Source organism: Streptomyces sp. NPDC026246 (genome assembly GCF_055567995.1).
This window is the reverse complement of sequence record NZ_JBVHPJ010000001.1, coordinates 869,457-894,520: the sequence shown is the minus strand read 5'-3', so window position 1 is coordinate 894,520 and position 25,064 is coordinate 869,457. Positions and strand designations below refer to the sequence as shown.

25 protein-coding genes are annotated in these 25,064 nt (G+C 74.2%); 13 read left to right on the top strand and 12 right to left on the bottom strand.

All coding sequences use genetic code 11. The features are described from left to right. The first annotated feature begins 445 nt into the window (after window positions 1–445). Window positions 446–1,675 (top strand): SLC13 family permease, encoded by a 1,230-nt coding sequence (locus ACZ4M5_RS03905; RefSeq protein ID WP_467732736.1) that lies wholly within the window; start codon window positions 446–448, stop codon window positions 1,673–1,675. Window positions 1,676–1,738: 63 nt separating this feature from the next. Here the strand turns inward: ACZ4M5_RS03905 and ACZ4M5_RS03900 are convergent, their stop codons facing one another. The 3 genes from ACZ4M5_RS03900 to ACZ4M5_RS03890 are packed head-to-tail and all read right to left on the bottom strand — an operon-like array spanning window position 1,739 to window position 4,190. Continuing rightward, on the bottom strand, window positions 1,739–2,743 hold the full coding sequence (locus ACZ4M5_RS03900) for an RICIN domain-containing protein (RefSeq protein ID WP_467732734.1): 1,005 nt from the start codon (window positions 2,741–2,743) through the stop codon (window positions 1,739–1,741). A gap of 30 nt (window positions 2,744–2,773) precedes the next feature. Continuing rightward, window positions 2,774–2,980, bottom strand: coding sequence for a ferredoxin (locus tag ACZ4M5_RS03895; RefSeq protein ID WP_467732732.1), 207 nt, complete (start codon window positions 2,978–2,980; stop codon window positions 2,774–2,776). A 13-nt stretch (window positions 2,981–2,993) separates the two neighbouring features. After that, complete coding sequence (locus tag ACZ4M5_RS03890; protein ID WP_467732730.1) at window positions 2,994–4,190, bottom strand: cytochrome P450; 1,197 nt, start codon at window positions 4,188–4,190, stop codon at window positions 2,994–2,996. A 350-nt stretch (window positions 4,191–4,540) separates the two neighbouring features. On the opposite strand from ACZ4M5_RS03890, the gene ACZ4M5_RS03885 reads away from it, so the two are divergent. After that, the gene (locus ACZ4M5_RS03885; RefSeq protein ID WP_467732728.1) at window positions 4,541–5,173 is read left to right on the top strand and encodes a LysE family transporter; all 633 of its coding nucleotides are present in this window, start codon (window positions 4,541–4,543) and stop codon (window positions 5,171–5,173) included. Between the two features lie 105 nt (window positions 5,174–5,278). Further along, on the top strand, window positions 5,279–5,728 hold the full coding sequence (locus ACZ4M5_RS03880; RefSeq protein ID WP_467732726.1) for a nitroreductase family deazaflavin-dependent oxidoreductase: 450 nt from the start codon (window positions 5,279–5,281) through the stop codon (window positions 5,726–5,728). A gap of 123 nt (window positions 5,729–5,851) precedes the next feature. Here the strand turns inward: ACZ4M5_RS03880 and ACZ4M5_RS03875 are convergent, their stop codons facing one another. Beyond that, window positions 5,852–6,772 (bottom strand): cation diffusion facilitator family transporter, encoded by a 921-nt coding sequence (locus tag ACZ4M5_RS03875; RefSeq protein WP_467732724.1) that lies wholly within the window; start codon window positions 6,770–6,772, stop codon window positions 5,852–5,854. A gap of 140 nt (window positions 6,773–6,912) precedes the next feature. Here ACZ4M5_RS03875 and ACZ4M5_RS03870 point away from each other — a divergent pair, with 140 nt between their 5' ends. Further along, window positions 6,913–7,944: a glutathione S-transferase family protein gene (locus tag ACZ4M5_RS03870; protein ID WP_467732722.1), complete on the top strand. Its 1,032-nt coding sequence runs from the start codon at window positions 6,913–6,915 to the stop codon at window positions 7,942–7,944. Between the two features lie 107 nt (window positions 7,945–8,051). Continuing rightward, window positions 8,052–8,348: a DUF4235 domain-containing protein gene (locus tag ACZ4M5_RS03865; protein WP_467732720.1), complete on the top strand. Its 297-nt coding sequence runs from the start codon at window positions 8,052–8,054 to the stop codon at window positions 8,346–8,348. A 131-nt stretch (window positions 8,349–8,479) separates the two neighbouring features. On the opposite strand, the gene ACZ4M5_RS03860 is transcribed toward ACZ4M5_RS03865, so the two are convergent. Next, window positions 8,480–8,872 (bottom strand): VOC family protein, encoded by a 393-nt coding sequence (locus ACZ4M5_RS03860; protein ID WP_369192811.1) that lies wholly within the window; start codon window positions 8,870–8,872, stop codon window positions 8,480–8,482. 88 nt (window positions 8,873–8,960) lie between these two features. Then, window positions 8,961–9,911, bottom strand: a complete 951-nt coding sequence (locus tag ACZ4M5_RS03855) for a GlxA family transcriptional regulator (RefSeq protein WP_467732717.1) — start codon at window positions 9,909–9,911, stop codon at window positions 8,961–8,963. Window positions 9,912–9,982: 71 nt separating this feature from the next. On the opposite strand from ACZ4M5_RS03855, the gene ACZ4M5_RS03850 reads away from it, so the two are divergent. From ACZ4M5_RS03850 to ACZ4M5_RS03835, 4 genes are all read left to right on the top strand, one after another. Then, window positions 9,983–10,933, top strand: coding sequence for an NADP-dependent oxidoreductase (locus tag ACZ4M5_RS03850; protein ID WP_467732715.1), 951 nt, complete (start codon window positions 9,983–9,985; stop codon window positions 10,931–10,933). Between the two features lie 263 nt (window positions 10,934–11,196). Then, window positions 11,197–11,577: an anti-sigma factor antagonist gene (locus ACZ4M5_RS03845; protein ID WP_467732713.1), complete on the top strand. Its 381-nt coding sequence runs from the start codon at window positions 11,197–11,199 to the stop codon at window positions 11,575–11,577. A gap of 93 nt (window positions 11,578–11,670) precedes the next feature. Then, window positions 11,671–12,333 carry a DUF4230 domain-containing protein gene (locus ACZ4M5_RS03840; RefSeq protein ID WP_467732711.1) on the top strand — a complete coding sequence of 221 codons (663 nt, stop codon included), beginning with the start codon at window positions 11,671–11,673 and terminating at the stop codon, window positions 12,331–12,333. 237 nt (window positions 12,334–12,570) lie between these two features. Further along, window positions 12,571–13,116, top strand: a complete 546-nt coding sequence (locus tag ACZ4M5_RS03835; RefSeq protein ID WP_467732709.1) for a VanZ family protein — start codon at window positions 12,571–12,573, stop codon at window positions 13,114–13,116. A 27-nt stretch (window positions 13,117–13,143) separates the two neighbouring features. On the opposite strand, the gene ACZ4M5_RS03830 is transcribed toward ACZ4M5_RS03835, so the two are convergent. From ACZ4M5_RS03830 to ACZ4M5_RS03820, 3 genes are read right to left on the bottom strand one after another with little or no spacing between them, the layout of a single operon-like run. Further along, on the bottom strand, window positions 13,144–13,380 hold the full coding sequence (locus tag ACZ4M5_RS03830; RefSeq protein WP_467732707.1) for a hypothetical protein: 237 nt from the start codon (window positions 13,378–13,380) through the stop codon (window positions 13,144–13,146). A 41-nt stretch (window positions 13,381–13,421) separates the two neighbouring features. Then, complete coding sequence (locus ACZ4M5_RS03825) at window positions 13,422–14,438, bottom strand: DNA topoisomerase IB (RefSeq protein WP_467732705.1); 1,017 nt, start codon at window positions 14,436–14,438, stop codon at window positions 13,422–13,424. Between the two features lie 11 nt (window positions 14,439–14,449). Then, window positions 14,450–15,259, bottom strand: a complete 810-nt coding sequence (locus ACZ4M5_RS03820) for an SDR family oxidoreductase (RefSeq protein WP_467732703.1) — start codon at window positions 15,257–15,259, stop codon at window positions 14,450–14,452. 124 nt (window positions 15,260–15,383) lie between these two features. Here ACZ4M5_RS03820 and ACZ4M5_RS03815 point away from each other — a divergent pair, with 124 nt between their 5' ends. From ACZ4M5_RS03815 to ACZ4M5_RS03800, 4 genes are all read left to right on the top strand, one after another. Then, window positions 15,384–16,412 (top strand): PHP domain-containing protein, encoded by a 1,029-nt coding sequence (locus tag ACZ4M5_RS03815; RefSeq protein WP_467732701.1) that lies wholly within the window; start codon window positions 15,384–15,386, stop codon window positions 16,410–16,412. 38 nt (window positions 16,413–16,450) lie between these two features. Further along, entirely contained in the window at window positions 16,451–17,107 is a 657-nt protein-coding gene (locus ACZ4M5_RS03810) for an HAD family hydrolase (protein ID WP_467732699.1), read from the top strand. A 250-nt stretch (window positions 17,108–17,357) separates the two neighbouring features. Next, complete coding sequence (locus tag ACZ4M5_RS03805) at window positions 17,358–18,458, top strand: FUSC family protein (protein ID WP_467732870.1); 1,101 nt, start codon at window positions 17,358–17,360, stop codon at window positions 18,456–18,458. A gap of 301 nt (window positions 18,459–18,759) precedes the next feature. Beyond that, a complete protein-coding gene (locus tag ACZ4M5_RS03800; protein WP_467732697.1) occupies window positions 18,760–19,788 on the top strand; it encodes an SDR family oxidoreductase in 1,029 nt (342 codons plus the stop codon). A gap of 150 nt (window positions 19,789–19,938) precedes the next feature. Here the strand turns inward: ACZ4M5_RS03800 and ACZ4M5_RS03795 are convergent, their stop codons facing one another. The 3 genes from ACZ4M5_RS03795 to ACZ4M5_RS03785 form a co-directional block, all read right to left on the bottom strand. Continuing rightward, window positions 19,939–20,238, bottom strand: a complete 300-nt coding sequence (locus ACZ4M5_RS03795) for a hypothetical protein (RefSeq protein ID WP_467732695.1) — start codon at window positions 20,236–20,238, stop codon at window positions 19,939–19,941. Window positions 20,239–20,332: 94 nt separating this feature from the next. After that, a complete protein-coding gene (locus ACZ4M5_RS03790) occupies window positions 20,333–21,622 on the bottom strand; it encodes an ROK family protein (RefSeq protein WP_467732693.1) in 1,290 nt (429 codons plus the stop codon). Between the two features lie 154 nt (window positions 21,623–21,776). Next, the gene (locus ACZ4M5_RS03785; protein WP_467732691.1) at window positions 21,777–24,956 is read right to left on the bottom strand and encodes a cytochrome P450; all 3,180 of its coding nucleotides are present in this window, start codon (window positions 24,954–24,956) and stop codon (window positions 21,777–21,779) included. Window positions 24,957–25,064: the final 108 nt, after the last annotated feature.

Below are 25,064 nucleotides of genomic sequence, written 5' to 3'. Positions count from 1 at the left end.
AACGGGCGTACGGTCGCGGCCGGGCCCGGCGGGACGTGGGCGGACAGGGCGGCCGGGGCAGCCGAGGCCGGGCGGGCGGCGCGCAGGCGGACGGGCGGAGTCGAGCCGGGCAGCCGGAGCAGGCGACGGGGTCGGACAGGGCGCTGGACAGCCACAGCAAGCCCGGGGCAGGGTGGCCAGCCGGGCCCGCAGCCGTGCGGGGTCCGCAGGCCAGGCAGGCGGCCGATCAAGTCGCCGGGGCAGCCGCGGCGGGGCGGGCGGCGCGCAGGCGGACGGGCGGAGCAGGGTCGGGCAGGGGGTCGAGGCCGTTGCGGCGGGGGCGGGGCGGCCAGGGGGGCGGGGCTCTCGCTGGGTTCTTACCGTCGCCTGGTTTCATGGGCGGGCACGTCGCGATCTCGTCCCGGAGGACCCCGCCCTGAACACCCCGCTCGCCGCAGTCCTGTCCGTGACGCTGCTGGTCGCCGTGCTCGTCTGGGCCGTCGTCCGGCCGCGCGGGCTGCCCGAGGCCGTGCTGGCGGTGCCGGCCGCCGCGCTGGCCGTCGCGGTGGGCCTCATCTCCCCCGGTCACGCCTGGGAGGAGATCCAGCGGCTCGGACCCGTGGTGGGCTTCCTCGCGGCCGTGCTCGTGCTCGCCCACTTCTGCGACGTCGAGGGACTGTTCACGGCGTGCGGGGCGTGGATGGCCCGCCGGGCGGAAGGCCGGCCCGTCCGGCTGCTGGCCGCCGTCTTCGTCCTGGCGTCCCTGATCACGGCCGTGCTCAGCCTGGACGCCACGGTGGTCCTGCTCACCCCGGTGGTGCTCGCCACGGCGACCCGCATGGGCGTCGAGGCCCGCCCGCACCTGTACGCCTGCGCCCACCTGTCGAACACCGCCTCCCTGCTGCTGCCGGTCTCCAACCTGACCAATCTGCTGGCCTTCGCGGCGAGCGGCCTGACCTTCACCCGCTTCGCGGCCCTCATGGCACTGCCGTGGCTGGTGGCGATCGCCGCCGAGTACCTGGTGTTCCGCCGCTTCTTCGACCGGGAGCTGGCGGCGCCCCCGCCCTCTGCCGGCCCGGCCGGGCCGGAGGAGCCGCTGCCGCTGTTCGCGCTCGTCACGGTGGGCTGCACCCTCGCCGGCTTCGTCGTCGCCTCGGCCGCCGGGATCTCCCCGGCGTGGGCCGCCCTGGCCGGTGCCCTGGTGCTGGCCGGACGCTCGCTCGTACGGCGGAAGGCCACGCCGCTGACAGTGGTCCGGTCGGCGGCCCCGGCGTTCCTGGCGTTCGTGCTGGCACTCGGCGTCGTGGTCCGGGCGGTCGTCGACCACGGGCTCGCCGACGCGCTGCAGCGGGTCCTGCCCGGCGGGACGGGCCTGCCGGCGCTGCTGGCCGTGGCCGTGCTGGCCGCGGTGCTGGCCAACCTCATCAACAACCTGCCGGCCGTGCTGGTCCTGCTGCCGCTGACCGCCGGGGCGGGACCCGGGATGGTGCTGGCCGTGCTGATCGGGGTCAACATCGGTCCCAACCTGACCTACGCCGGATCCCTCGCGACGCTGCTGTGGCGGCGGATCGCGCAGCAGCAGGGACACCGGATCGGCCTCGGGGAGTTCACCCGGCTGGGCCTGCTCGCGGTGCCGGCCGCGCTGGTGCCGGCCGTCGCGGCGCTGTGGCTGTCGCTGAACGTCGTCGGACCTTGACGGTGTCCGGTGGATCCGGTGGATCCGGTGGATCCGGTACGGCCGGTACGGCCGACGTACCGGTCAGCGGCGGCCGTCGCGGTCGTGCCTGTGGCCGCCGTACCCGTAGTCCGGGTAGCCGTAATCCGGGTAGCCGTGGCCTGGCCGTCCGTAGCGGCCGTCCTCGTCGCAGTAGCCGTAGCGGTGGCAGGGCGTTTCGGTGGGCTCCTGAGCGGCCGGGGAGGGCCGGGACGTGGCCCCGGACGGCGTCGGCGCCGGTTCGGGTCCCGCCGGTGGGGTGGACGCCGGGACGGGTACGGGCGGTCTGGCCGAGGCGGGCTCGTTCCAGGTGACCGCCTTCATGCGCAGATCGGCCTTGGCCGTGTCGATCACCCAGCGCTGCACCTCGTCGTCGGCCCGGGCCTTGAGGACCAGCGCGCCCGAGCCGTCGGTCGCGGACGGGGTCAGGGCGAGGTCCTGGTCGGACCGGGGCACGAGGGCGCCCTGGAGGGTGAAGTCGTAGCGGACGTCCTCGGCGTCCGCCCCGGACGGACCCGCGCAGGGCGTGAGCCGCACCGAGTAGCCGAGACCCGAGTCGAGGCAGAGCCCCGGGTCGGCACCGCTGCGCAGCAGCCCGTCGGTCTCGTAGGTCCACTGCCCGCCGGGAGCCGAGTCGCAGTCGGTGAGCACGGCCTCGGCGCCCTCGACCGCCCTGCCGCCGTCGAGGCCGACGCACAGGCCCGAGTCGACGTTGCGCAGCCGGCCGCGCAGCGTGTCCCTCCCGGCCTCGCCCGCACCGATCCAGGACGGCTCGGTGGTCGGTGCGTCCCCGTCGGGTGCCTCTCCGGCCGGCCGTTTCCCGTCCGACGGAGCGCTGTCCCCGAGGCCGCCGACGGTCCACAGGACGAGCGGCAGCACCACGAGACCGCCGGCGGTCAGGACGCCCGCGGTGAGGTTGCGACGGCGTGCGGCACGGCGGGCCGCCTTACGGCCGGCGCGGCGGGCGGCGGTGCGGGGGCCCACGGCACGTGGGCCGGGTGCGGACGCGTCCGCCGGCGGCGGGCCCGCGGGTGCGGTCTGTTCGGTCATCCCGCACACCCTAGGTGGTGGCCGGCCCGGTCAGCCGACCGGCTGGGAGACGGTGATGGCACTGACCGGGCAGGCCCGGGCGGCCTCCCGCACCAGGGGACTGCCGCCACCGTCCTCCCGGCCGGGCAGCAGCGTGCTGTAACCCTCGTCGTCCTGGGTGAACACGTCCGGCGCGGTCAGGGCGCACTGGCCCGCGCCGATGCAGCGGTCCCGGTCGATGTCGATGTCGAGGTGCATGGGCACGAGCCCCCTACCAGGTCACGGGGAGTTCCAGCATCCCCTGGATCGTGTCGCCGGGCTTGAAGGGGATCTCCTCGGGCGGCGCGGCCAGGCGCAGCCCCGGCAGCCGCTCGAAGAGGCTGCCCAGGGCGATCTCCAGCTCCGCGCGGGCGAGGTTCTGGCCCAGGCACTGGTGGATGCCGAAGCCGAACGCGACGTGGTGCCGGGCGGAGCGGTTCCAGTCGAGGGCGTCCGGGTCCGGGTAGACGGTCTCGTCGCGGTTGATGACCGAGGTCGCGAACACCACGCCCTCGCCGCGCCGGATCGTCGTCCCGGCCACGTCGAAGTCCTCGACGGCCACGCGCAGCATGCCGTCCGCGATCGACAGCATCCGCATCAGCTCCTCGACCGCGTCCGGCAGCAGCCCCGGGTCGGCGCGCAGCTCGGCGAGCCGCTCGGGGTGCCGGAGCAGGGTGAAGGTGCCCAGCGAGATCATGTTGGCGGTGGTCTCGTGGCCCGCGACCAGCAGGATCAGAGCCATGGCGACCAGCCCCTCGCGGTCCAGGGCGCCGTCGTGCAGCCGGCGCCGCACCAGGTCGTCCAGCAGGCCGGTGCCGGGCTCGCGCTGCTTGCGCTCGATCAGCTCGCCGAAATAGGTCTCCAGCCGGTCGCGGGCGTCCATCACGTCGGCGGTCTCCGGGCCGCGCAGCAACCGGCGGGACTGGGTCTCGAAGAAGTCGTGGTCGGCGTACGGGACGCCGAGCAGGGCGCAGATCACCATGGACGGCACGGGCAGGGCGAAGGCGCCGACCAGGTCGGCCGGCGGGCCCTGGGCGATCATCGCGTCGAGCCGCTCGTCGACGATCTGCTGGATGCGTGGCCGCAGTTCGACGGCCTTCTTGAACGTGAAGTCGCCGACGACCATGCGCCGCTGGGTGCGGTGCTCGGGGTCGTCTACGCCCAGCAGTGCGGTGCGGCGGTTGCGGATCCCGGCGAAGCGCCGGGTGGTGGCGGGGAAGCCGGGGCGGTCGCGGTCGGACGACAGCCGCGGGTCGGCCAGCAGGGCGCGGGCGGTGGCGTGCCCGGTGACGAGCCAGGCCTCACGGCCGTCGTAGAGGGTGGTCCGGGTCAGGGGCCGTTCGGCGCGCAGCGCGTCGTAGGCGGCGGGCGGGTGGTAGGGGCAGGTCCGGCTCTGGGGGAAGGCGACGGGTGCGGTGATGTCCGTCATGAAGACCTCGCAGACGTGTAGTGCGTCGTGCCGATCTTCATTAGATGCCTCAGGCACCTATGAGGCGACGGGAAGTTCGGCCAGATCGCCCACGGCGGCAACATGGCCGGGGATGACCGTCCTTCCGTTCGACAGCCCGGTGCGTGCTCGGGCCGGCGGGGCCCGCCCGGGACCGGCAGCGGCGCGGGACCGCTCCCCCGGGGCGAAAACCGGTTGTCGGCAAGGTGGGACAGACCCCAGGATCCAGCCATGTCCACGTACGCTCCTGTGCTGCCGTTGTCCGTCTCCGCCTGCGCCGCGCGCCGACAGCAGCAGTCCGGCCACCGTGAAGGGCCGACCCCGCCGCGATCATGACCGCCGCGCTCGTCGCGGGGCTGCTCGCCGGTTACGGCATCGCCGTCCCCGTGGGCGCCGTCGGGACCTACCTCGTCTCCCTCACCGCCCGGACGACCCTGCGCACCGGGGTCTGCGCCGCGCTCGGCGTCGCCACCGCCGACGGGTTGTACGCCCTCGCCGCCACGCTCGGGGGCACCGCCCTGGCGACCGCGCTGCGGCCGGTCCTCGGCCCGCTGCGGTGGGTCTGCGTCGCGGTGCTGCTGGCACTGGCCGCGTGGGGCGCGGCCACCGCGCTGCGGGAGTACCGCGGCCACCGGCTCGCCACCCGGTCCGCTCCCCCTCCCCCGGGCCCGGCCCGGGCCTACCTCGGGCTGCTCGGCATCACCCTGCTCAACCCGACCACCGTGATCTACTTCGCCGCCCTGGTGCTCGGCGCCCGGGCGACCGCCCCGGCCGGTCCGGTGGAGCAGGCCGTGTTCGTGCTGGCCGCGTTCGCCGCCTCGGCGAGCTGGCAGGTGCTGCTGGCCGGTGGCGGCGCGCTGCTGGGCCGGGCGCTGACGGGCCGTCGGGGGCGGCTGGTGACGGCCTGGGTGGCGAGCGGGGTGATGACGGCCCTGGCCCTGCGGATGGCGGTCGCGCCGGGGTGAGGGCGCGGGTCCGGACACGCCCCCCGTGGTTGCGGATGATTCGCGTCCGGGGTGGTGTTGTCTTCAGGTGCAACAGCCCGGCACACGACGATGGGACGACACGCCATGCCTCTCGAGGGAGAGTACGAACCCAGTCCGACGGAGTGGGTGCGCAAGCAGGTGGAGCTGTACGAGAGCTCCGGCGGCACCGAGGGGACGACCCTGCAGGGAACGGGACTGCCGGTCGTGGTCCTGACCTCCCTGGGCGCGAGGAGCGGCAAGCTGCGCAAGACTCCCGTGATGCGCGTGGAGCACGAGGGGCGTTACGCCGCGGTCGCCTCCCTCGGCGGCTCACCCAGACATCCGGTCTGGTACTTCAACCTCAGGTCCCACCCGCACGTCGAGGTGCAGGACGGTCCGGTGAAGCGGGACATGACGGCCCGTGAGGTCACGGGCGCCGAGAAGGCCGAGTGGTGGGAGCGCGCCGTCGCGGCGTACCCCGCCTACGCCGACTACCAGAGGATGACGGACCGGGAGATCCCGGTGTTCGTCCTGGAGCCGGCCGAGGCGGGCTGAGCCCCGGCCTCGCGGAAGGGACCCCGGGGCCCGCACAAGGCGGCCGGCCGCGCCGCGAGCGCGGCCGGCCCGGGGAAGGTCCGCCCGGAGGGCGTGAACCCGCGGCGGCCGGGCATGCGTCCGTCAGGCCCCGCCGCGCTCCCCCGTCGCGGCGGGGCTTTCCGCTGCCTCACGAGCCGGCCGGTCGGTGACGTCCAGGAAGATCTGGTGGGCCTCGGGCACCGTGTTCGCGATCGAGCGCTTGATCCGTACCGAGACCTCCTCGACCCGCTCGCTGTCCATGCCCGGCACCAGGTCGATACGGGCGGCCACCAGCGCGGTGTCCAGGCCGGTCTTCATCGTGAACAGCGCCTCGACGCTGTCGATCTCCGGCTGGGCCTGCAGCAGTGCCTGGATCCGTCCGCTGGCCTCCGGGTCGGCCGCCTCGCCGATCAGCTGGTCACGCGCGTCACGGCCCAGCCGGTAGGCGACGTACACCAGCAGCCCGCCGATCGCCAGGGACGCGGACGCCTCCCAGATCACCTCGCCGGTCGCCATGTGCAGGGCCATGCCGACGATGGCCAGCGTCACGCCCAGCACCGCGGTGCCGTCCTCGGCGACGACCGTACGCAGCGCCGGGTCGCGCATCCCGGCGGCCGCCCCGCCCTGTTGGCGCACCTGGTACAGCGCCCGCAGGAGTGAACCGCCCTCCGCGAGCAGGGCGATGCCCAGCACGATCAGACCCGCCACGTATCCGCCGAGGTCCTCCTCGCCTTCGTTCAGCAGGGCCTCGATGCCCTGGAAGAACGAGAAGCAGCCTCCCATCACGAAGATCCCCACGGCTGCCAGCAGCGACCAGAAGAACCGCTCCTTGCCGTAGCCGAAGGGATGGCGGCGGTCGGCGGGCCGGCGGCTGCGGCGCAGGGCCGCGAGCAGGAACACCTCGTTGAGGCTGTCGGCGACGGAGTGCGCCGCCTCCGACAACAGTGCGGGTGAACCCGCGGCCAGGCCGCCGACGGCCTTCGCGGCCGCGATCACCAGGTTGGCCGCGAGCGCCACCAGCACGGTGACGCGTGTCCTGTGGTCAGCTCCTTCTTCAGTCACCTCCGCCGATTGCCCCGGTCGGCGGTGCTCATACCGTGCCGTCCGCGGAAAACGGGGAACGCGTTCACCAGGATCCACGTACGGCAGAGGAGGTCACCCCCATGAGCCGCGACGACGGCGACGGCGACGGCGGCAACAGCGCCTACGGGAGGAAGGCGTTCAAGCGGTCCAAGGCGCATTTCGCCGACCGGATCACGGCCGACGGCCGGGACGGCTGGCCGGTGGAGGCCGGGCGCTACCGTCTGGTCGTCAGCCGGGCCTGCCCGTGGGCGAGCCGGTCGCTGGTCTCGCGACGGCTGCTCGGACTGGAGGACGCGCTGTACCTGGGCGTGACCGATCCGATCCAGGACGACCGCAGCTGGCGGTTCACCCTGGACGCGGAGGGCCGCGACCCGGTCCTCGGCATCCGCTACCTGAGTGAGGCCTACGACGCCCGCGAGACCGGCTATCCGGGTGGTGTGAGCGTGCCGGCGATCGTGGACGTGCCCAGCGGCGAGCTGGTCACCAACGACTACCAGCAGCTCACGCTCGACCTCGCGACCGAGTGGACGGTCCTGCACCGCGAGGGCGCGCCGGACCTGTACCCGGAGGGACTGCGCGACGAGATCGACGAGGTGATGGCGGACGTCTACGAGGACGTCAACAACGGCGTCTACCGCGCCGGTTTCGCCCACACCCAGGAGGACTACGAGGCCGCCTGCACGGGCGTGTTCCGGCGTCTGGAGCGGCTCGCCGAGCGACTGGAACGGCGGCGCTACCTGGTCGGTGACACGATCACCGAGGCGGACATCCGGCTGTTCACCACGCTGGTCCGGTTCGACGCGGTGTACCACGGCCACTTCAAGTGCAACCGCTGGAAGCTGACGGAGAACCGGGTGCTCTGGGGGTACGCGCGCGACCTGTACCAGACGCCCGGGTTCGGCGACACCGTCGACTTCGACCACATCAAGCGGCACTACTACCAGGTGCACACGGGCATCAACCCGACCCGGGTGGTGCCGCTCGGACCGGACCTGTCCGGGTGGCTGACCCCGCACCACCGTGCGGAGCTCGGCGGCCGTCCCTTCGGCGACGGCACCCCGCCCGGTCCCGTCCGCGCCCAGGAGCGCGTCCCGGCGGCGCACACCCCCTGACCGACCGTCACCCTCCCCTTCCCCTGTCCGAGCGACCGAACGACCGAATTCCCGAACGACCCAACGACCGAACGACCGAACGACCGAACGACCAAGGAGACTGCCCGATGGCCAAGAAGAAGAAGATGTCCCTCGCCTACCAGCCCCTGGGGTTCGTGCTCGGCTGGTCGGGCGGCTGGCTGGCCGGCCTCGCCTTCCGCAAGACGTGGATGGCGATCCGCAACGAGGAGGACGCGCCCGACGCACTGGACAAGGACCGCGGCTGGGGCGAGGTCCTGATGGCCGCCGCGATCCAGGGCGCCATCTTCGCCGTGGTGCGCAGCGCGGTGGACCGTGCGGGTGCGAAGGCGATCGAGCGCTCGACCGGCACCTGGCCGGTCGGCGAGAAGGGCGGACGCGACTGAGGACGCCCCGGCCCCGCCGGACCCACGACAGCGCGGCCCCGCCCGGTTCCGTACCGGGCGGGGCCGCGTCGTGCGCGGACCGGCGGGGCCGGGGCGGCACCCTTCCGCGTGGGTGGGGTGACCGGCCCGGCTCAGCCCTGCTTGGGCGCCGTCGGCGGGGTGCGGCGCAGGGTGAAGGAGTGGCCTGCCGGATCGGAGTAGCCGCGCTCCTCCAGCGGGCCCGAGGCGTCCTTGGCCTCCAGGGGGCGTCCGCCGAGACTGACGACGCGGCGCTCCACCGCGTCGAGGTCGTCCACCACGAACTCCAGGTGCGCCTGGAGGGAGTTCTCGGGACGCGGCCAGCTCGGCGGAGTGGCGTTGACGTCCCGGCGCAGTGCGATCCGGAAACCGTCGGCCGTCTTGATCTCCACCCGGTTCGCCGTCGCGTCCGACTCCTCCCCTTCGAGTAGTTCCTTGTAGAACACGGCGAGCTTCTCGGGCTCGGCGCAGTCGAGCACGAGGACCCCCGCTTTCACCAGTGCCATGTCTCCTCCGCAGAATCCTGGCCGCGGAACGGTCGTGTCCCCGGCCCCTGTTGTGCGGATATCCCGGCCGGGCCGAATCAGTCGGTCCTCAACCGCGGGCGGCGGTCTGGAACGTGCGCCGGTACGCCTGCGGTGAGACCCCGATGGCCGCGTGCAGGTGCTGGCGCAGCGACGCCCCCGTCGCGAAGCCGACCCGGCCGGCGATCTGGTCCACCGTGAGGTCGCTGGACTCCAGCAGGTGGCGGGCCCGGGACACGCGCTGCTGGATCAGCCAGCGGCCGGGGCTGAGGCCCACCTCGTCGTGGAACCGGCGGGCGAAGGTGCGCAGGCTCATCCGGGCGTGGCCCGCGAGGTCGGCCAGGGTGAGCGGGTCGTCCAGCCGCTGAAGGGCCCAGGCGCGGGTGGCCGCGGTGCTCGCGGCGCCCTGCTCGGGGACGGGCTGCTCGATGTACTGGGCCTGGCCGCCGTCCCGGAACGGCGGGACGACGCAGCGCCGGGCGACGCTGTTGGCCAGCTCGCTGCCGTGGTCCTTGCGGACCAGGTGCAGGCAGATGTCCACGCCGGAGGCGGCTCCGGCCGAGGTGAGGAACGGGTGGTCGTCGACGAACAGCACGTCCGGGTCGAGGTCGACGTGGGGGAACATGCGCCGGAAGTGGTCGGCGACCTGCCAGTGGGTGGTCGCCCGGCGCCCGTCGAGGAGACCTGCGGCGGCGAGGACGAAGGCGCCCGTGCAGATGGAGACGATGCGCGTGCCGGGGCGGATGTGGGCGAGCGCGGCCAGGACCTTCGCGGGGACCTCGTCCGTCAGCCGGTCGGGCGCGACGGGCGCGATCACCACCGTGCCGGCGGTGGCCAGGGCCTCCGGACCGTGCTCCACGGTCACCCCGAAGTCCGCGTTGGTGCGTACGGGGCCGCCGTCGACCGAGCAGGTCACGACGTCGTAGCGGCCGTCGGCCGCGCCCAGGATCCGGCTGGGGATGCCCAGCTCGAAGGGATAGACCCCGTCCAGGGCCAGGACCACCACTCGCTCACGTCGCATGGCACGATCTTATCGAAGGTTGGCAATCTTGCCATTGGCGGACCGTGTGCGGACCGGCACGCTTGATCACCATGAGCACACAGAACACGATGCGAGCCATCAGCCAGGACGTCCTCGGCGGCCCCGAGGTCCTCAAGGTCGTGGAGATCGAGCGCCCGGAGCCCAAGCCGAACGAGGTACTGGTCCGGGTGCGGGCCGCCGGGGTCAACCCGACCGACTGGAAGCACCGCGCCACCGGCGGATTCCTGGGTGAGCCGCCCTTCGTCCTCGGCTGGGACGTGTCGGGCGTGGTGGAGGCCGTCGGCATCGGCGTGGTGGCGTTCGCGCCCGGGGACGAGGTCTTCGGCATGCTGCCCTACCCGTTCGGTCACGGTTCGCACGCCGAGTACGTCATCGCCCCGGTACGCGCCCTCACCCGCAAGCCGGACGGCGTCGACCACGTCCAGGCGGGCGCGCTGCCGCTGGTCTCCCTGACCGCCTGGCAGGCGCTGACCGAGCACGCCGGCCTCCAGCCGGGGCAGCGGGTGCTGATCCACGCCGCGGCGGGCGGCGTGGGGCACGTGGCGGTGCAGATCGCCAAGGCGCACGGCGCCCACGTCATCGGCACGGCGAGCGCCGGCAAGCACGACTTCCTGCGTGAGATCGGCGTGGACGAGGCGATCGACTACCGCGAGACGGACGTCACCGAGGTCGTCAAGGACGTCGACGTCGTGCTGGACACGATCGGCGGCGACAACGCCCTGCGCTCCCTGCGTGTGCTGCGGCCCGGCGGCGTCCTGGTGTCGATCCTCCCGGGCGGCTCGGACGAGCTGTACGAGGAGGCCGGGCGGCTCGGCGTGCGGGCCCTGCGCATGCTGGTGGACGCGGACCGCGGCGGCATGGAGGCGGTCGCGGACCTGGTGCGGACGGGCAGGCTGCGCGCCACGATCGCCGGCACGTTCCCGCTGTCCGCGGCGGCACAGGCGCACGAGCACGGCGACACCGGCCGGACCACCGGAAAGCTGGTCCTGCTGAACGACTGAGCGCGGCGGCGGGACGCGGCACACCGGCCGGGCGGCGCAGCCCGGCCGGTGTGCCGCGCGTTCTGCGCGCTTCCCCTGTCACGCCCGCGCTCGCGCCCGCGTACGTCCCGGAGTGAACTTCCGCCAACACGGCCTGAATTCAATGACATATGTCAATCGAACATGCTCAGATTCACTCGTTCGGGGGTAACTTGCAGGGCGGGGACGGGAAGTGATGCCGTACCCCCTTCCCACGCACGGAGCAGGCTGGAGGCGATCTCGTCGTGCGGCAGGAACCTGCACCGCTCACCCGTCACTTGCGCGTCCGCCGGGAGCGGGGGCACACGGTGCTGGAGTTCCGCGGCGAGATCGACCTCGCCGCGGCCGCCGAGGTCGCCCCGCACCTGGACCGGGAGACCGACCGGCCCGGCGCCCGGGTCGTCCTCGACCTCAGCCGGATCGAGTTCTTCGACTGCTCGGGACTGCGCCTGCTGTACCGGGCCCGCAGCCGGGTCCTCGACCGGCACGGCCACGTGCTCCTGGTCTGCGCCCACCCGCTGACCCTGCGCATCCTGCGGATCACCGGCCTGTCCCGGCTGTTGCCGCCGCATCCCACGCTGGACGCGGCACTGCAACTGCCCGAGGCGACGTCCGGCCCGGTGTGATCCCCCGCCGTCCACCGGCCCACCCCGTTCCCAACTCGGCGGTCTGACAGGGGGCGTGGCGGGCATCCGGACGGTAGGAAGGAGGGCCGTCGCATGACGACTCCCGTCAAGCGCCCCGACAGGCGCATGCCCGGCTGGGCGAAAGTGGTGGCCGCGTTCGTGCTGGTGCTCGTGGTGTTCTTCGCCGGGCTCCGGCTCAGCGTGCTGCCGGGACTGAAGGACCTGTTCGGCAGCGAGACCCACGACCGGTCCGGCCCCGCACTGCTGAAGTCGATCCAGGACATCAGCCGTTACGACGCCGCCTCCGGCAACTTCCAGGTCGTCGTGGACCTGGAGAAGGACGCGAAGCTGCTGCCCGACGCGATCCGCGGCACCCGCACCCTGTACGTCGGGGCCGGGACCGTCGACGCCTACGTCGACCTGGGCCAGGTCGGCGAGAACGACGTCCGGGTCGACGAGGACCGCACGTCCGCCACGCTCCGGCTGCCCCACGCCCGGCTGGGCAAGCCGGCGCTCGACCCCGAACGGTCCTACGCCGTGTCCAAACAGCGCGGCCTCTTCGACCGGCTCGGTGATCTCTTCTCGGACAATCCCAACGGCGAGCAGGCCGTGCAGAAGCTCGCCGTACGGCACATCGGTGACGCGGCGAAGGAGAGCGAACTGACCGCCCGCGCCGAGTCGAACACCACCGGCATGCTCGAAGGCCTGCTGCGCTCCCTGGGCTTCAAGGACGTACGCGTCACGTACGGGGACTGACCGCCGCCACCGCGACGTCCAGGGCCCGCCCGGCACGACCGTGTGCCGGGCGGGCCCCCGGCGTGCGTGGGCGGGCGCCGCCCGGCGGAGCGCTCGCAGCGGCTTGCCGGGCCTTCCGTGGAGTGCTCTGCGGAACCCGGGGCAACCGAGGTGAGGACGGCCACCGGCGGGCATCTCGCGGGTTCCCGGGGTAACCGCCGTGTCATACAAGGAAGTTGAAGACTGGAGGACGACGTCATGGCCGGTACCGCCTCACACCACCCGACCTCCGGGTCCGGGGACGAGCGACGCCCGCTCCCCCTGCCCGTCCGGCTGCTGGCCGTGCTGTGCGCCTTCGCGTTCATGGTGGCCTTCGCCGTGGTGCTGGCCCGGCTGACCCTCCAGCCCTCGCCCGCGTCGGAGGCGCTGACCCACACCAACCTCCAGCCGGGCGACTCCCTGAAGGCCTACCTGAACCAGCCCGAACTGCGGGACGCCTTCCGGCAGGTCGGCGGCAACATCCTGCTGGGTGTCCCCTTCGGCATCCTCGTCCCCGTCGTCGCCCCCCGCACCCGCGGCATCCTGCGTGTCCTGCTGCTGACCGCGATCGTGATGCTCCTGGTGGAGTTCGCCCAGGGTGCCCTGGTCACCGGCCGCGCCTTCGACATCGACGACGTCATCCTCAACACCACGGGCGCGCTGATCGGTTACCTGCTCCTCGGACGGCGGCTCAGCCGGGCGGTGCACGCGCGCAGGCCGCGCGCGGCCGCGGCGCGCAAGCGGGAAGCGGCCGGGAAGGTCTAGGGGCGTCCCGTCGCGGCGGCCGAGGCCCTAGCGCACGGTCCAGGTGAACTTGTCGCCGCCGACCCAGCGGACCACGTCCGGGTCGTCCAGGTCGTGGACCGTGATGCCGAACGCGGCGGCGGCCATCAGCACGTCGGTGACGGCCTTGGCCTCACCGACGACCTGGCCGTCGATCTCCACGATCCGGAACGGCGGCGTGCCCGGCTGTACCCCGAGCACCATGATCCGGGGGTTCGCCATGTGCGGGCTCGAGATTTCGGTCATGCATCGAGCGTAGAGCGGAACCGGCGGCGGCGCGGGTCCGGTCAGCGGCCGAGGAGCTCGAGGACGGCCCCCTCCACGGCTCCCTGCGTGGCAGGGCGCCCGAAGTCGCCGTGCTCGCCCAGCCGGGTGAGCGCGGGCGCGATGGTCTCCCCCTGTTCGAACAGCTCGAAGACGCGCGGGTCGATGTAGGAGGCCCGGCAGACGGCCGGGGTGTTGCCCAGGTAGTGGCTGACCTCGCGGACCACCCGCGCCGTCTGCCGGCGCCGCGCCGCGGCCGTCCGCCGGACGGTCTCGGTGGTGACGGCCGGCGCGACGGCGGCGAGCACGGTGGCGTGCCAGGTCCGGAAGTCCTTGGCGGTGATGTCGACCCCGGACAGCCGGCGCAGCGCCTCGTTCAGATCGCTGCTGTGCAGCTCGTGCCAGGCGCGTCCCTCCCAGTACGCCAGCAGCCGCTCCCCCTCCCGCCGACGGCGCAGCAGCGACCGGACGACGGCGTGGGCGTCGTCGACGACGAGGGCCCGCACGAGGTCGATGCCGCCCTTGGCGGGGTAGCTGAAGGCGATCTCGCCACGACCGCACCGGACGTGCTCGCGCAGCATCGTGGTCAGGCCGAAGGTCCCGTTCTGACGGGTGTGCCGGTCGCTGCCGATACGGAAGAATCCCAGGTCCAGCAGGCGCACGGCGCAGGCCGTGACCCGGGCCCGGCTCAGCCCGCGCCCGGCGAGGTCCTCGGCGACCCGGGCGCGCAGGCCGGGCAGGGTCCGCGCGACCTGGCGGACGTGCTCGTGCTTGGCCTGCTCCTGCCGGGCGCGGAACTCCTCGTGGTACAGGTACTGGCGGCGCCCGGCGTCGTCGGTGCCGACGGCCTGGAGGTGGCCGTTGGCCCGCCGGCAGATCCACACGTCGCGCCAGGCGGGTGGGATGACCAGGGCCTTGACGCGGGCGAGTTGCTCGGGGTCGGTGAGCGGCTCGCCCTCGGCGTCCAGATAGCGGAAGCCGCGCCCGTGGCGCACGCGGCGGAACCCGGGCTCGTCGCAGGACGTGGTGCGCAGTCTCACGGCGGCCCCGCTCAGGGGCGTCGCCAGTCGTGGCCCGGCAGGTGCGAGCCGGCCTGCGGGCCCATGCGGAGCATGCCGCCGTCGACGCTCCAGGAGGCGCCGGTGACGTACGAGGCGTCGGGCCCGGCCAGGAAGGCGATGACGGCGGCGACCTCGCGGGCGTCACCGGGCCGGCCGAGCGGGATGCCCGGGCGGCTCTCGGTGTGCGGGTCGGTGTCCTCCTGCCCGGTCATGGGCGTGGAGATCTCGCCGGGTGCGACGGCGTTGACGGTGATGCGGTGCTCGGCGAGTTCGAGCGCCATGACCTGGGTGAGCAGGCCCAGTCCACCCTTGGCGGCGCAGTAGGGCGCGGCGCCCACGCGCGGCTGGTGCTCGTGCACGGACGTGACGTTCACGATCCGGCCGCCGTCGCCCTGCCGGATCATGTGCCGGGCGGCCTTCTGCCCGCACAGGAACGGTCCCACGAGGTCGACGTCCAGCACCTCGCGCACGACGGGCAGTTCCAGGTCGAGGAACGGGGTCATGGTGCCGGTGCCCGCGTTGTTGACCAGGACGTCGAGGCGGCCGAGCCGCTCGCACAGGTCGTCTACGGTGTCGGCCGCCTCGGGCAGCCGGGTGAGGTCCATCCGGGCGACCTCGGCGCGCCGTCCGTGCGACCGGACCTCCTCGGCCGTCTCCCGCGCGCCCTCCTCGTCGCTGTGGAAGGTGATGCCGATGTCCAGACCCGCCTGCGCCAGCCGTACGGCGGTCGCCCGGCCGATGCCGGAGTCGGCGCCGGTGATCACGGCGACCTTGGTGGGTGGCGCGGTGGGGGCGGGCATGGCAGCTCTCCTGTCGGCTCGTGCGGGGCGAGGGCGTTGCAGTACCCGGGGGTGATCGGCGCAAACCGCGCGGTCCGTCGTGCGCGCCGCAGGGCGCTGGGGAACCCTTGAGGAGGAGGTGGCGATGGACCCCGTCGAGGCACTGGAGCGGATCGCCTTCCTGCTGGAGCGGTCCCTGGCACCGACCTACCGTGTGCGCGCCTTCCGGACGGCGGCCCGCGTGCTGAAGGACCTGGGCGGCGACGAGGTGGCCCGGCGTGCGGCGGACGGTTCCCTGGAGCGGCTGAAGGGCGTGGGCCCGAAGACCGCGCAGGTGGCCCGGGAGGCCCTGGCCGGGCAGGTGCCGGGCTATCTGGAGAAGCTGGAGGGTGAGGCGCACGAGCCGCCCGCCGTGCGGGGCGGACAGCGGCTGCGGGCGCTGCTGCGCGGGGACTGCCATCTGCACTCGGACTGGTCCGACGGCGGCAGCACCATCGAGGAGATGGGCCGCGCGGCGGCTGCGCTGGGCCACGAGTGGGCGGTGCTCACCGATCATTCGCCGCGGCTGACCGTGGCGCGTGGGCTGTCGCCGGAGCGGCTGCGCGAGCAGCTGGACGTGGTGGCGCAACTGAACGAGCGGTGGGCGCCCTTCCGCCTGCTGACGGGCATCGAGTGCGACATCCTCGAGGACGGCTCCCTCGACCAGGAGCCGGAGCTGCTGGAACGGCTCGACGTCGTGGTGGTGTCGGTCCACTCCAAGCTGCGCATGGACGCCCGTGCGATGACCCGGCGGATGGTGGCCGCCGTGCGGAACCCGCACGCGGACGTGCTCGGGCACTGCACGGGCCGGCTGGTGACCGGGCGGGGGCGGCCGGAGTCGGAGTTCGACGCGGACGAGGTCTTCGCGGCCCTCGCGGAGACGGGCACGGCCCTGGAGATCAACAGCAGGCCGGAGCGGCTGGACCCGCCGCGGCGGCTGCTGCGCCGGGCCGTGGACGCGGGGGTGCTGTTCTCCGTGGACACCGACGCGCACGCGCCCGGGCAACTGGACTGGCAGATCAACGGATGCGCCCGCGCCGAGGAGTGCGGGGTGCCGCCCGAGCGGGTGGTGACGGCGTGGTCCCTGGAGGACCTGCTGGCCTGGACGCGGGAGCGGCGAGTGCCCACGGGCTGACGTGGTACCCGCACCGCTGAGAGGAAGGAACCGCATCCATGGAACGCGCTGCCGTGTTCGACGTCGACGGCACTCTGGTCGACACCAATCATCTGCACGTCGTCGCCTGGTGGGAGGCTTTCCGGCAGGCCGGGCACGACGTGCCGATGCACGCCGTCCACCGGGCCGTGGGCCTGCCGTCCACCGACCTCGTCGCCCATCTGCTGGGCGACGAGCGGGACAAGGACCAGGACGCGGACATCAGCGCCGGTCACAAGGCCCTCTACGGGCAGTACTTCGCCCGGCTGCCGGCGCTCCCCCGGGCCGGGGATCTGCTGCGGCGCCTGCACCGCGACGGCTGGACGGTGGTCCTGGCCACGTCGGCGGGCGGCGCCGAACTGAGCGCGCTGCGCCGGGCGATCGACGCCGACGACGCGATCGCGGCCACGGCCAGCGCCGACGACGTCCAGCAGGGCAAGCCCGCCCCCGAGCCCGTCGAGCACGCGCTGGAGCTGGCCGGGGTGCCGGCCGAGCGGGCCGTGTTCGTCGGTGACACCGTCTGGGACATGCACGCGGGCAGCCGGGCCGGTGTCCGCTGCGTGGGGGTCCTGTGCGGCGGCATCCCCCGCGCGGACCTGGAGAAGGCCGGCGCGGACGCCGTCTACGCCGATCCCGCGCACCTGCTGTCCGCCCTGGACGACGGACCGTTCGCATGAGCCGGGGTGAAACCGCCGGTCAGGCGGATACCCGCGATCCATGACACGTGTGAGGAGTGCGCTCAGGCGGACGGCGGGGGCCGTCCGCCCGGGCAGGGACAGTGGTACGGCGGACGGCACGACAGGGACGGCGGGCACCGGCACCGGGGCGGCGCCGCAGGTGGGAGCGGTGGGCGACCCGCGGCGCGGGGTGGGCCCGGTGCGGCCGGTGGAAGCGGTACGGCGGGAGACCCGCAGCGCCTGGGACGCGATGCGTGCCGCCTGGCGGGGGCCGGGACGGGAACGGGACCTGGTCGTCCAGTCGCTCAAGGCCGCCCTGGCGGCGGTGATCGCCTGGCTGGTCGGCGGTGTCTGGATGGACGATCCGCTGGCCCTGATGGCGCCGTGGGTGGCGCTGGTGCTGGTGCAGGCCACTGTCTACAGCTCCCTCGTGCAGGGCGCCCGGCAGTTCGGCGCGATCGTCGTGGGCACCCTGCTGGCCTCGGCGGCGCAGGCGGTCACCGGCGACACCACGGTCGCGATAGCCGTGTCCGTGCCGGTGCTGATGCTGCTGGCGAACTGGCAGCGCTTCGGTGACCAGGGCATCTACGCGGCGACCACGGCCCTGTTCACGATCGCGGCGGGCACGGTGAGCCTGAGCGGGGCGGGCCACCGGGTCGGCCAGGCCGCCATCGGCGCCGTCATCGGCGTGGCCGTGAACGCGCTGATCCTGCCGCCGATCCATCTGCGCGACGTACGCGAGAACCTGGCGGCGCTCGCCCGTGAGGTGGGCGACGTCCTGTGCACGGTCGCCGGCGATCTGCGCGAGGGCGAGTGGGACGGGGAGACCGCCGCCGGCTGGGTCGGTGCCTCGGCTGGCCTGGACCACCGGCTGCAGGCCCTGCAGTCGGCCCGCCGCTGGAGCCAGGAGAGCCTGCGCCTGACCTCGGGGCCGCTGCGCGCCCTGCACCGCGTCCCGCACGTCGCCGCGCTGCCGCCGGTGGAGGAGGACGAGCGGCTCGGCCGGATCACCGGGCACGTCACCGCGCTCACCCGGGCGCTGGCGGTGTCCGTGGACGACAACCGGACCCCCGCCCCGCCCCAGGGTGAGGCGCTGCGCGCGTACGCGCGGCTGCTGGAGCTGATCGGGGACGCCTGCCACGCGCAGGCGGAGAGTCTGTGCGAGGGCAGCCTGGAGGGTCGTCCGGACGAGGCGACCGAGAAGGCGATGCGCGAACTGCACGAGGAGCTGCAGGACCGGTTGCGCCGGCACGCCGAGGAGGGCGCTGAGCAGACGGCGGTCCTGGGCACCTTGCTGCTCCAGGCGGAGAATTTGTGGGCGGAGACCGTTCCGGCCGCCGAAGAGCAGTGACGCAGCTCACGGCAGAGAAGGCCCGCGGGCGGAACACCCCAGGGTGGTTCGCCGTTGAACAACACGTGGGTGCGGATGGGACAGTGTCCCCGGGCCTCACCATTCGCCCACAGGGACGATCGTTCGGCTGAAGCCCTGTGGAGCCTTTCGCCGAGAGGCGACCGCCATCCGTGCCCACCTTCGTGCCGCCCCGGCCGTGATTCCCCCGTCGCGGCCGGGGCTTCCCTCTGCCCACGTGCAATCCCTCCCACCCGGGTACTCGGTGGGCTCCCGCGGATCCGCCGGGCGAGAGGAGCCAGAGGTGAGCAGGACAACGGGCATCAAGGTGGTCGTCACGGGCGCCACGGGCAACGTGGGCACGAGCGTGGTGCGTCTCCTCTCCGAGGATCCGGAGGTCGGCTCCGTGCTGGGGCTGGCCCGGCGGTTGCCCGACTGGTCCCCGCCGAAGACCGACTGGGACGCGGTCGACCTGGCCGCGGAGACGTCCGACCTCGTCGAGCGGTTCCGGGGCGCGGACGCCGTGGTCCATCTGGCCTGGGCGTTCCAGCCCACGCACGATCCGGCCCCGACCTGGCGCACCAACGTGCTCGGCAGCATGCGCGTGTTCGAGGCGGTGGCGGCGGCCGGGGTGCCGGCGCTGGTGCACGCCTCGTCGGTCGGCGCCTACTCCCCCGGGCCCAAGGACCGGACGGTGGACGAGTCCTGGCCGACGCACGGCTGGCCGGACGCCGCGTACTGCCGGGAGAAGGCGTATCTGGAGCGGGCGCTGGACATCTTCGAGCGCGACCACCCCGGTACGCGCGTGGTGCGGATGCGGCCCGCGTTCCTGTTCAAGCGGGAGTCGGCGAGCGAGCAGCGCCGGATCTTCGGCGGCAAGTTCCTGCCCGGGCCGCTGGCCCGCCCGGACCTGCTGCCCTTCCTGCCCGACGTCCCGGGGCTGCGGATGCAGGCCCTGCACACCGACGACGCGGCGCACGCCTACCGGCTGGCCGTGCGCCAGGAGGTCCGGGGCGCTTTCAACCTGGCGGCCGACCCGGCGGTCGACGCGCACCTGCTGGGCGAGATGCTCGGCGCGCGCCCGGTGCGGCTGCCGCGCACGGCGGCCCGTTCGGCGATCGCCGCCGCCTGGGGCCTGCATCTGCTGCCCGCCTCCCCCCACCTGTTCGACGCGGTGCTGCGGCTGCCCCTGATGGACTCGTCCCGGGCCCGCACCGAACTCGGCTGGGAACCGCGGCGCACGGCGACGGAGGTACTGGAGGAGTTCCTGCGCGGGATGCAGCAGGGCGGGGGCGCGCGGACGGAGCCGCTGCGGGGACGCAAGGTGGGGTGAGTCCAGGTGGGGTGCTCCCGGCCCCGGGCCCGGGTCGGGAGCAGCCCACACGCGGCCGACGGAGCAGCCCACGCGCGGCCGGAGCATGGCCGAGGGCCGCAGCCGACCCCCACAGTCGGCTGCGGCCCTCGGGGTGCGCCCTGCCCGGCCTCAGCCGGAGGGCTCGTCGGGCACCGGGTTCTCGGTCTGCTCCGTGCCCGAGCTGGGTGTCCCCTGCCGGCCGGTCCCCGCCTCGTCGGTGTCGGGGACGTCGCCGGCCGGTCCGCCGGTCTCGTCGGCCGGGTCGTCGTCGTCCGTCTCCGCGTCCGCCCCCGTGTCGGCGTCGGCGCCGGCCGAGAAGCGCGGTGCGACCTCCCACGGGTCCTCGCCCGCGTCGGCCTGCTGGTCCGGCATGTCCCGCGGAACGGGCTCACCGTTCTCGCCGGGTGCGTCGAGGCGGTGGTCGGTCACGAGGTGCTCCCTTCGGTCGTCAGGCGTCACGCGAGTACCCCGCGCCGCGCCGCGCAACCTCGGCGCGGCGCCCGCGTTCCCGGTGCCGGACGCCTCAGCGCGGTGCCCGTTCCTGCAGCGCCGTGCGCCAGGCCGGGAGCGGGTTCTCCGGTTCGGGGTCGGGACGCCGGCCGCCGCGGGCGAAGAAGTCGGCGAGCGGCAGGATGGCGGCGCCCACCGTGACCGCGTCGGGCCCGAGCCGGCCGAGGTCGACGGTCACCTTCCCGGCCGGGTGGCGCAGTGCGTAGGACACGGCGTGGCGGCGTACGGCGGGCAGGAAGCGGGAGCCGAGCGCCAGGCCCGCCCAGCCGCCGATGAGGATGCGTTCGGGCTGGAAGAGGTTGATCAGGTCGGACAGCCCGGCGCCCAGGTACTCGGCGGTCTCCTCCAGCACGGCGAGGGCGACCGGGTCGGCCTCCTCCCCCGCGGGCGGGTAGGCGGCGGCGAGCATCGCCGTGAGGGCGGTCTCCTCGTCGGTGCCGGCCGGGGCCGGGCCACCCTCCTCGCGCCAGCGGGCGAGCAGCGACTCGGCGCCCGCGTAGGCCTCCAGGCAGCCGAGCGACCCGCACCGGCAGCGGCGGCCGCGCACGCGCACCGTCAGGTGGCCCCACTCCACGGCCCGGCCCTGCTCCACGTCCGGGGTGACGAGGCTCGCGCCGACGCCGGAGCCGAACAGGACCACGACGGCGTTGCGGGCGCCGCGGCCCGCGCCGAACCACATCTCGGCCTGGCCGAGCGTCTTGGCGCCGTTGTCGATGAAGTACGGGACGGTGTCCGGCAGCGGGGAGCCGGTGCGCAGCAGCGCCTCCAGCCCGACGGCGTCCCAGCCGATGGTCTGCCCGTGCACGACGGCACCACGCTCGGGGGTGCGCTCGACGATGCCGGGGACGCCGATGCCGACGCCGAGGAGCCGCTCGGGCGCCAGCCCCGCCGCGTCGAGCACCTCGGCGATGCCGTGGCGGATGTGGTCGACGATGACCTCGACCTCGTAGCGCTGGGGGGTCAGGGGGCGCTCGGCGCGGGCGAGTTCGGTGAGCGTGAGGTCGAACAGCTCGACGCGGACCCGGGTCTCGCCCACGTCGACGCCGATCATGTGGCCGCTGCCGGGGGCGACGCGCAGCAGAGTGCGGGGGCGGCCGCCGTCGGAGTCGACGCTGCCGGCCTCCTCGACCAGCCCGTCGGCGACGAGGTCGGCGACGACGTTGCTGACGGAGCCGGAGCTCAGACCCGTCGCCGGGCCGAGTTCGAAGCGGCTGAGCGGTCCGTCGAAGTAGAGCCGCTGCAGCACGGCCGTGCGGTTGGCCCGCCTGAGATCGCGCACCGTGCGCCCGTTCCGCCCCGCCATGCGGTTCCCTCCACATCCCCGGTCCGACCTGCAACATACCGTCGGCGCGGGCCCGGCGCGACATTCCTCCACCCCTTATTTCACGGTGTGAGCGAACCGACGCGGTGCCCCGGGCCGCCCGATGCCGCCCGCGGAACCGCCCCCGGGCGGCCGGTCAGCCGGCCGCGTACACGTCCTCCACGTACCGCCCGTCCGCGATCAGCCCGTCGAGCCACTGCGCGGCGGCCGTCTCGTCGGCGTCCGGGGTGTGCTTGCGGAAGAGCGTACGGAACGCCTCCCGCACCCCGGGCGCCATGCGCGAGCCGTCCCCGCAGACGTACACCCGCGCCCCGGCGTCCAGCAAGGCCCAGACCTCCTCGGCCTCGGCGGCGATCCGGTGCTGCACGAACCGCACTTCGCCCTCGGGCTCCTCGCTGAAGGCGGGGCGCAGCGAGACGGCCCCGGCGGCCTCCGCGGCGCGCAGTTCCCCGGCGTGCAGGAAGTCGGCGCCGGGGGCGTCGCAGCCGAAGTAGCACAGCGCGGGCGCGAGTCGGGCGCCGGACGCCGCGGCCGCCGCCCGGTCGGCGACGACCCCGCGGAACGGGGCGAGGCCCGTACCCGCCGCGACCATGACGACCGGTGCGTCCGCGGCGGCGTCGATGCGGAAGGCCTCCCGGCACGGCTGCACGCGCGCGTACACCGTGTCGCCGGGTGCCACGGCGGCGAGGTGGCCGGAGCCGGTGCCCCGGTACACCCCCCGGCCGGAACGGGCGGGTGCCTCGAGCAGCGAGACCATCAGGTCGACGTGGCCGGGATCGGCCGCGGGCGAGGAGGAGATGGAGTAGTGGCGCGGGCGCAGCGGGGTGAGCAGGTCCAGCAGTCGCGGCCAGTCCAGGGCGCCGCGCAGGGCCGGGTGGTCCTCCAGGATCTCCACCAGCGTGCGGGGGTCGCCGGTGAGGGCGGCGAGGGCCGCACGCTCGGGCGGGCACGGGTTGGCGGCGGCCAGCGCGGCCAGTTGCGAGGAGCTCGGGCGTTCCTGGAGTTCGACGTGGTGGGTGAGCAGCCGGCGTACCGTCACCGGCCGGTCCACGGCGATGCCGTCGCGGCGCGGGCGCGCCGGGCGGATGTCCAGGACGGTGTCGAGGTCGGCGCCGAGGGCGGCGGCTGCGCGGGTGACGAGGTCCGGGTGGTTGGCGGGCAGCACGGTGAGATGGTCGGCCGTGCGGTAGGTGACGCCCTCGGGCAGGGCGAGACGGACGAACCGCTTGCGGCGCGGATGGCCCGGTGCGGTGAGGTCGTACGCCTCGGTCACGCGCAGGGGCTGGAGTCCGTGCCGTTCGGCGAGGGCGTCCAGGGGACCGCCCGTGAGGGTGCGGACCTCGTAGGCGGCGCCGGGCTCACCGGCGTCCGGGGCCGTGGCGTCCGGGTCGCCGTGGCGCTCCAGCAGGGCGGTGCGCAGGGACGCGGAGAAGGCGCGGACGCTTCCGGCGAGGTCGCCCGAGGCGTCGGCGGCGGCGCGCTCCAGCAGCCGCGTGGCGCCGGAGCGCGCCAGCCGTTCGTCGATCCGGGCGGGGACGTGCTGGTAGGTGGCGGCCCAGTTGCGGTCGCCGACGCCGAGGACGGCGTACGTCACGCCGGCCAGGTCGCGCTCCTCCTCCAGGCGGGCCGCGAAGGCCGCGGCGTCGTCGGTGGGCCTGCCGTTGTAGGAGGCGGCCGTGATGACGACGGGCCGGCCGGTGGGCAGGCCGTCCGCGTAGGCGTCCAGCGGGGCGACCTCGGTGGCGCAGCCGAGCGCGGCGGCCTCGTCGGCCAGCCGGGCGGCGAGGTCCCGGCAGGTGCCGTAGTTGCTGCCGTGCAGGAACAGGGCGCAGGTGCCGGGGCGGACCCGCGCGGGCAGGTGCCGCGGCCGGCCGGTCTCCGACGGGAGGGCGGGGGCGGCTCCGGGCAGCGGTGGGTGGACGCGGTCGGCGGAGGTGCGCGGGGTGAGGGTCAGGGTGAAGCCCTCGGGCTTGAGGGTGAGGGTCTCCTTGACGGTGAGCCGGTATCCGGCGTGGTCGTGCAGCCGGTAGCGGTGGACGAGCATGGCCAGCAGCATGGTCGCCTCGTGCAGCGCGAACTGCCGCCCGATGCAGGCGCGTTCCCCGGTGCCGAACGGCTTGAAGGCGTGCACCGGCCGCCGCGCCTCCGCCTCGGGGGTGAAGCGGGAGGGGTCGAACAGCTCGGGGTTGTCGCCCCACACAGGCGTGCGGTGCAGCATCGGCGTGAGCACCAGGGCGGCCTGCCCGGCGCGCAGCGGGATGCGGCCGCCGAGCAGGGTGTCCTCGCGGGCCTCGCGGCCGAAGACGGCGGCCGTGGGCCACAGCCGCAGTGCCTCGTTGAGGACCTGCCGGGTGTAGGCCAGCCTGCCGACCTCGTCGAACGTCGGCTCGGGGTCGGCCCGGTCGCCCCACAGCGCGTCGGCCTCGCGCTGCACCAGGCGGAGCGCGGTGGGGTGCTGGGCGAGGTAGTGCAGCGCGAAGGACATGGCGCCGGAGGTGGTCTCGTGACCGGCGATCAGGAAGGTGATGACCTGGTTGCGGATGTTCGCGGTGTCCAGCGTGGTGCCGTCGGCCGGGTGCTCGGTGGTGAGCATCAGGCCGAGGAGGTCGTCGGTGCCGCTCCGGTCGGCGCCGGTGCGGGCGGCGATGACGTCGTCGACGACCCGGGCGAGGTGGGCGGCGTCCTCCCGGAAGGCCGCGTCCTGTTCCGTGTAGTCCTTGCCGGGCGTCCGGGACAGGCGGGTCATGCTCCACTCCAGGCAGCGCACCATCGACGCGACGAAGGGATGCGGCTCGTCCCGCTCGAAGGAGCCGAAGTCGTAGCCGAAACCGGCGAGGCCGATGGTGTCGAGCGTCATGCGGGTCATGTCGTCGGGCACGTTCACCGGCCGCCCGTCGCGGGCGTCGCGGTCCCAGGACGCGATGAGCCGGCGGGCCACCCTCAGCATCACGGGGTGGTAGGTGCGCATCGAGCCGAGCGCGAAGGCGGGCATGAGGATGTCGTGTGCCTTGGCCCAGTTGGGCTCGTCGTCGTAGGCGGTGAACAGGCCGTCGGCGGTGAACTCGCGCACGTTCTCCAGGCCGGGACCGACGTGCTTGGCGAACCGCTCCTCGTCCGCGAGCTCGGCCACGAGGTCCGCGTCCCCCACGAACAGCGTGTCCCGCCCGTGCAGCCGCCGCACGAACACCGGACCGTGCCTGCGCATCAGGTCCATGGCCTGCTGGACGGGCGTGCCGCCGGGGCCGGTGGCGGAGACGTCGGCGACGGGGACGCCGGGGAAGTGGGCGGTGGTGGGGGGCGGTGCGGTGGGGCGCATGACGCGGCAACTGCCTTTCGCGGTACGGACGTACTGCCGTCCAGCGTGATCCACGGGACCCGGCGGGCGTGTGCGCGGGACTGCATGATTCTGTAGTGGCCGACGGAT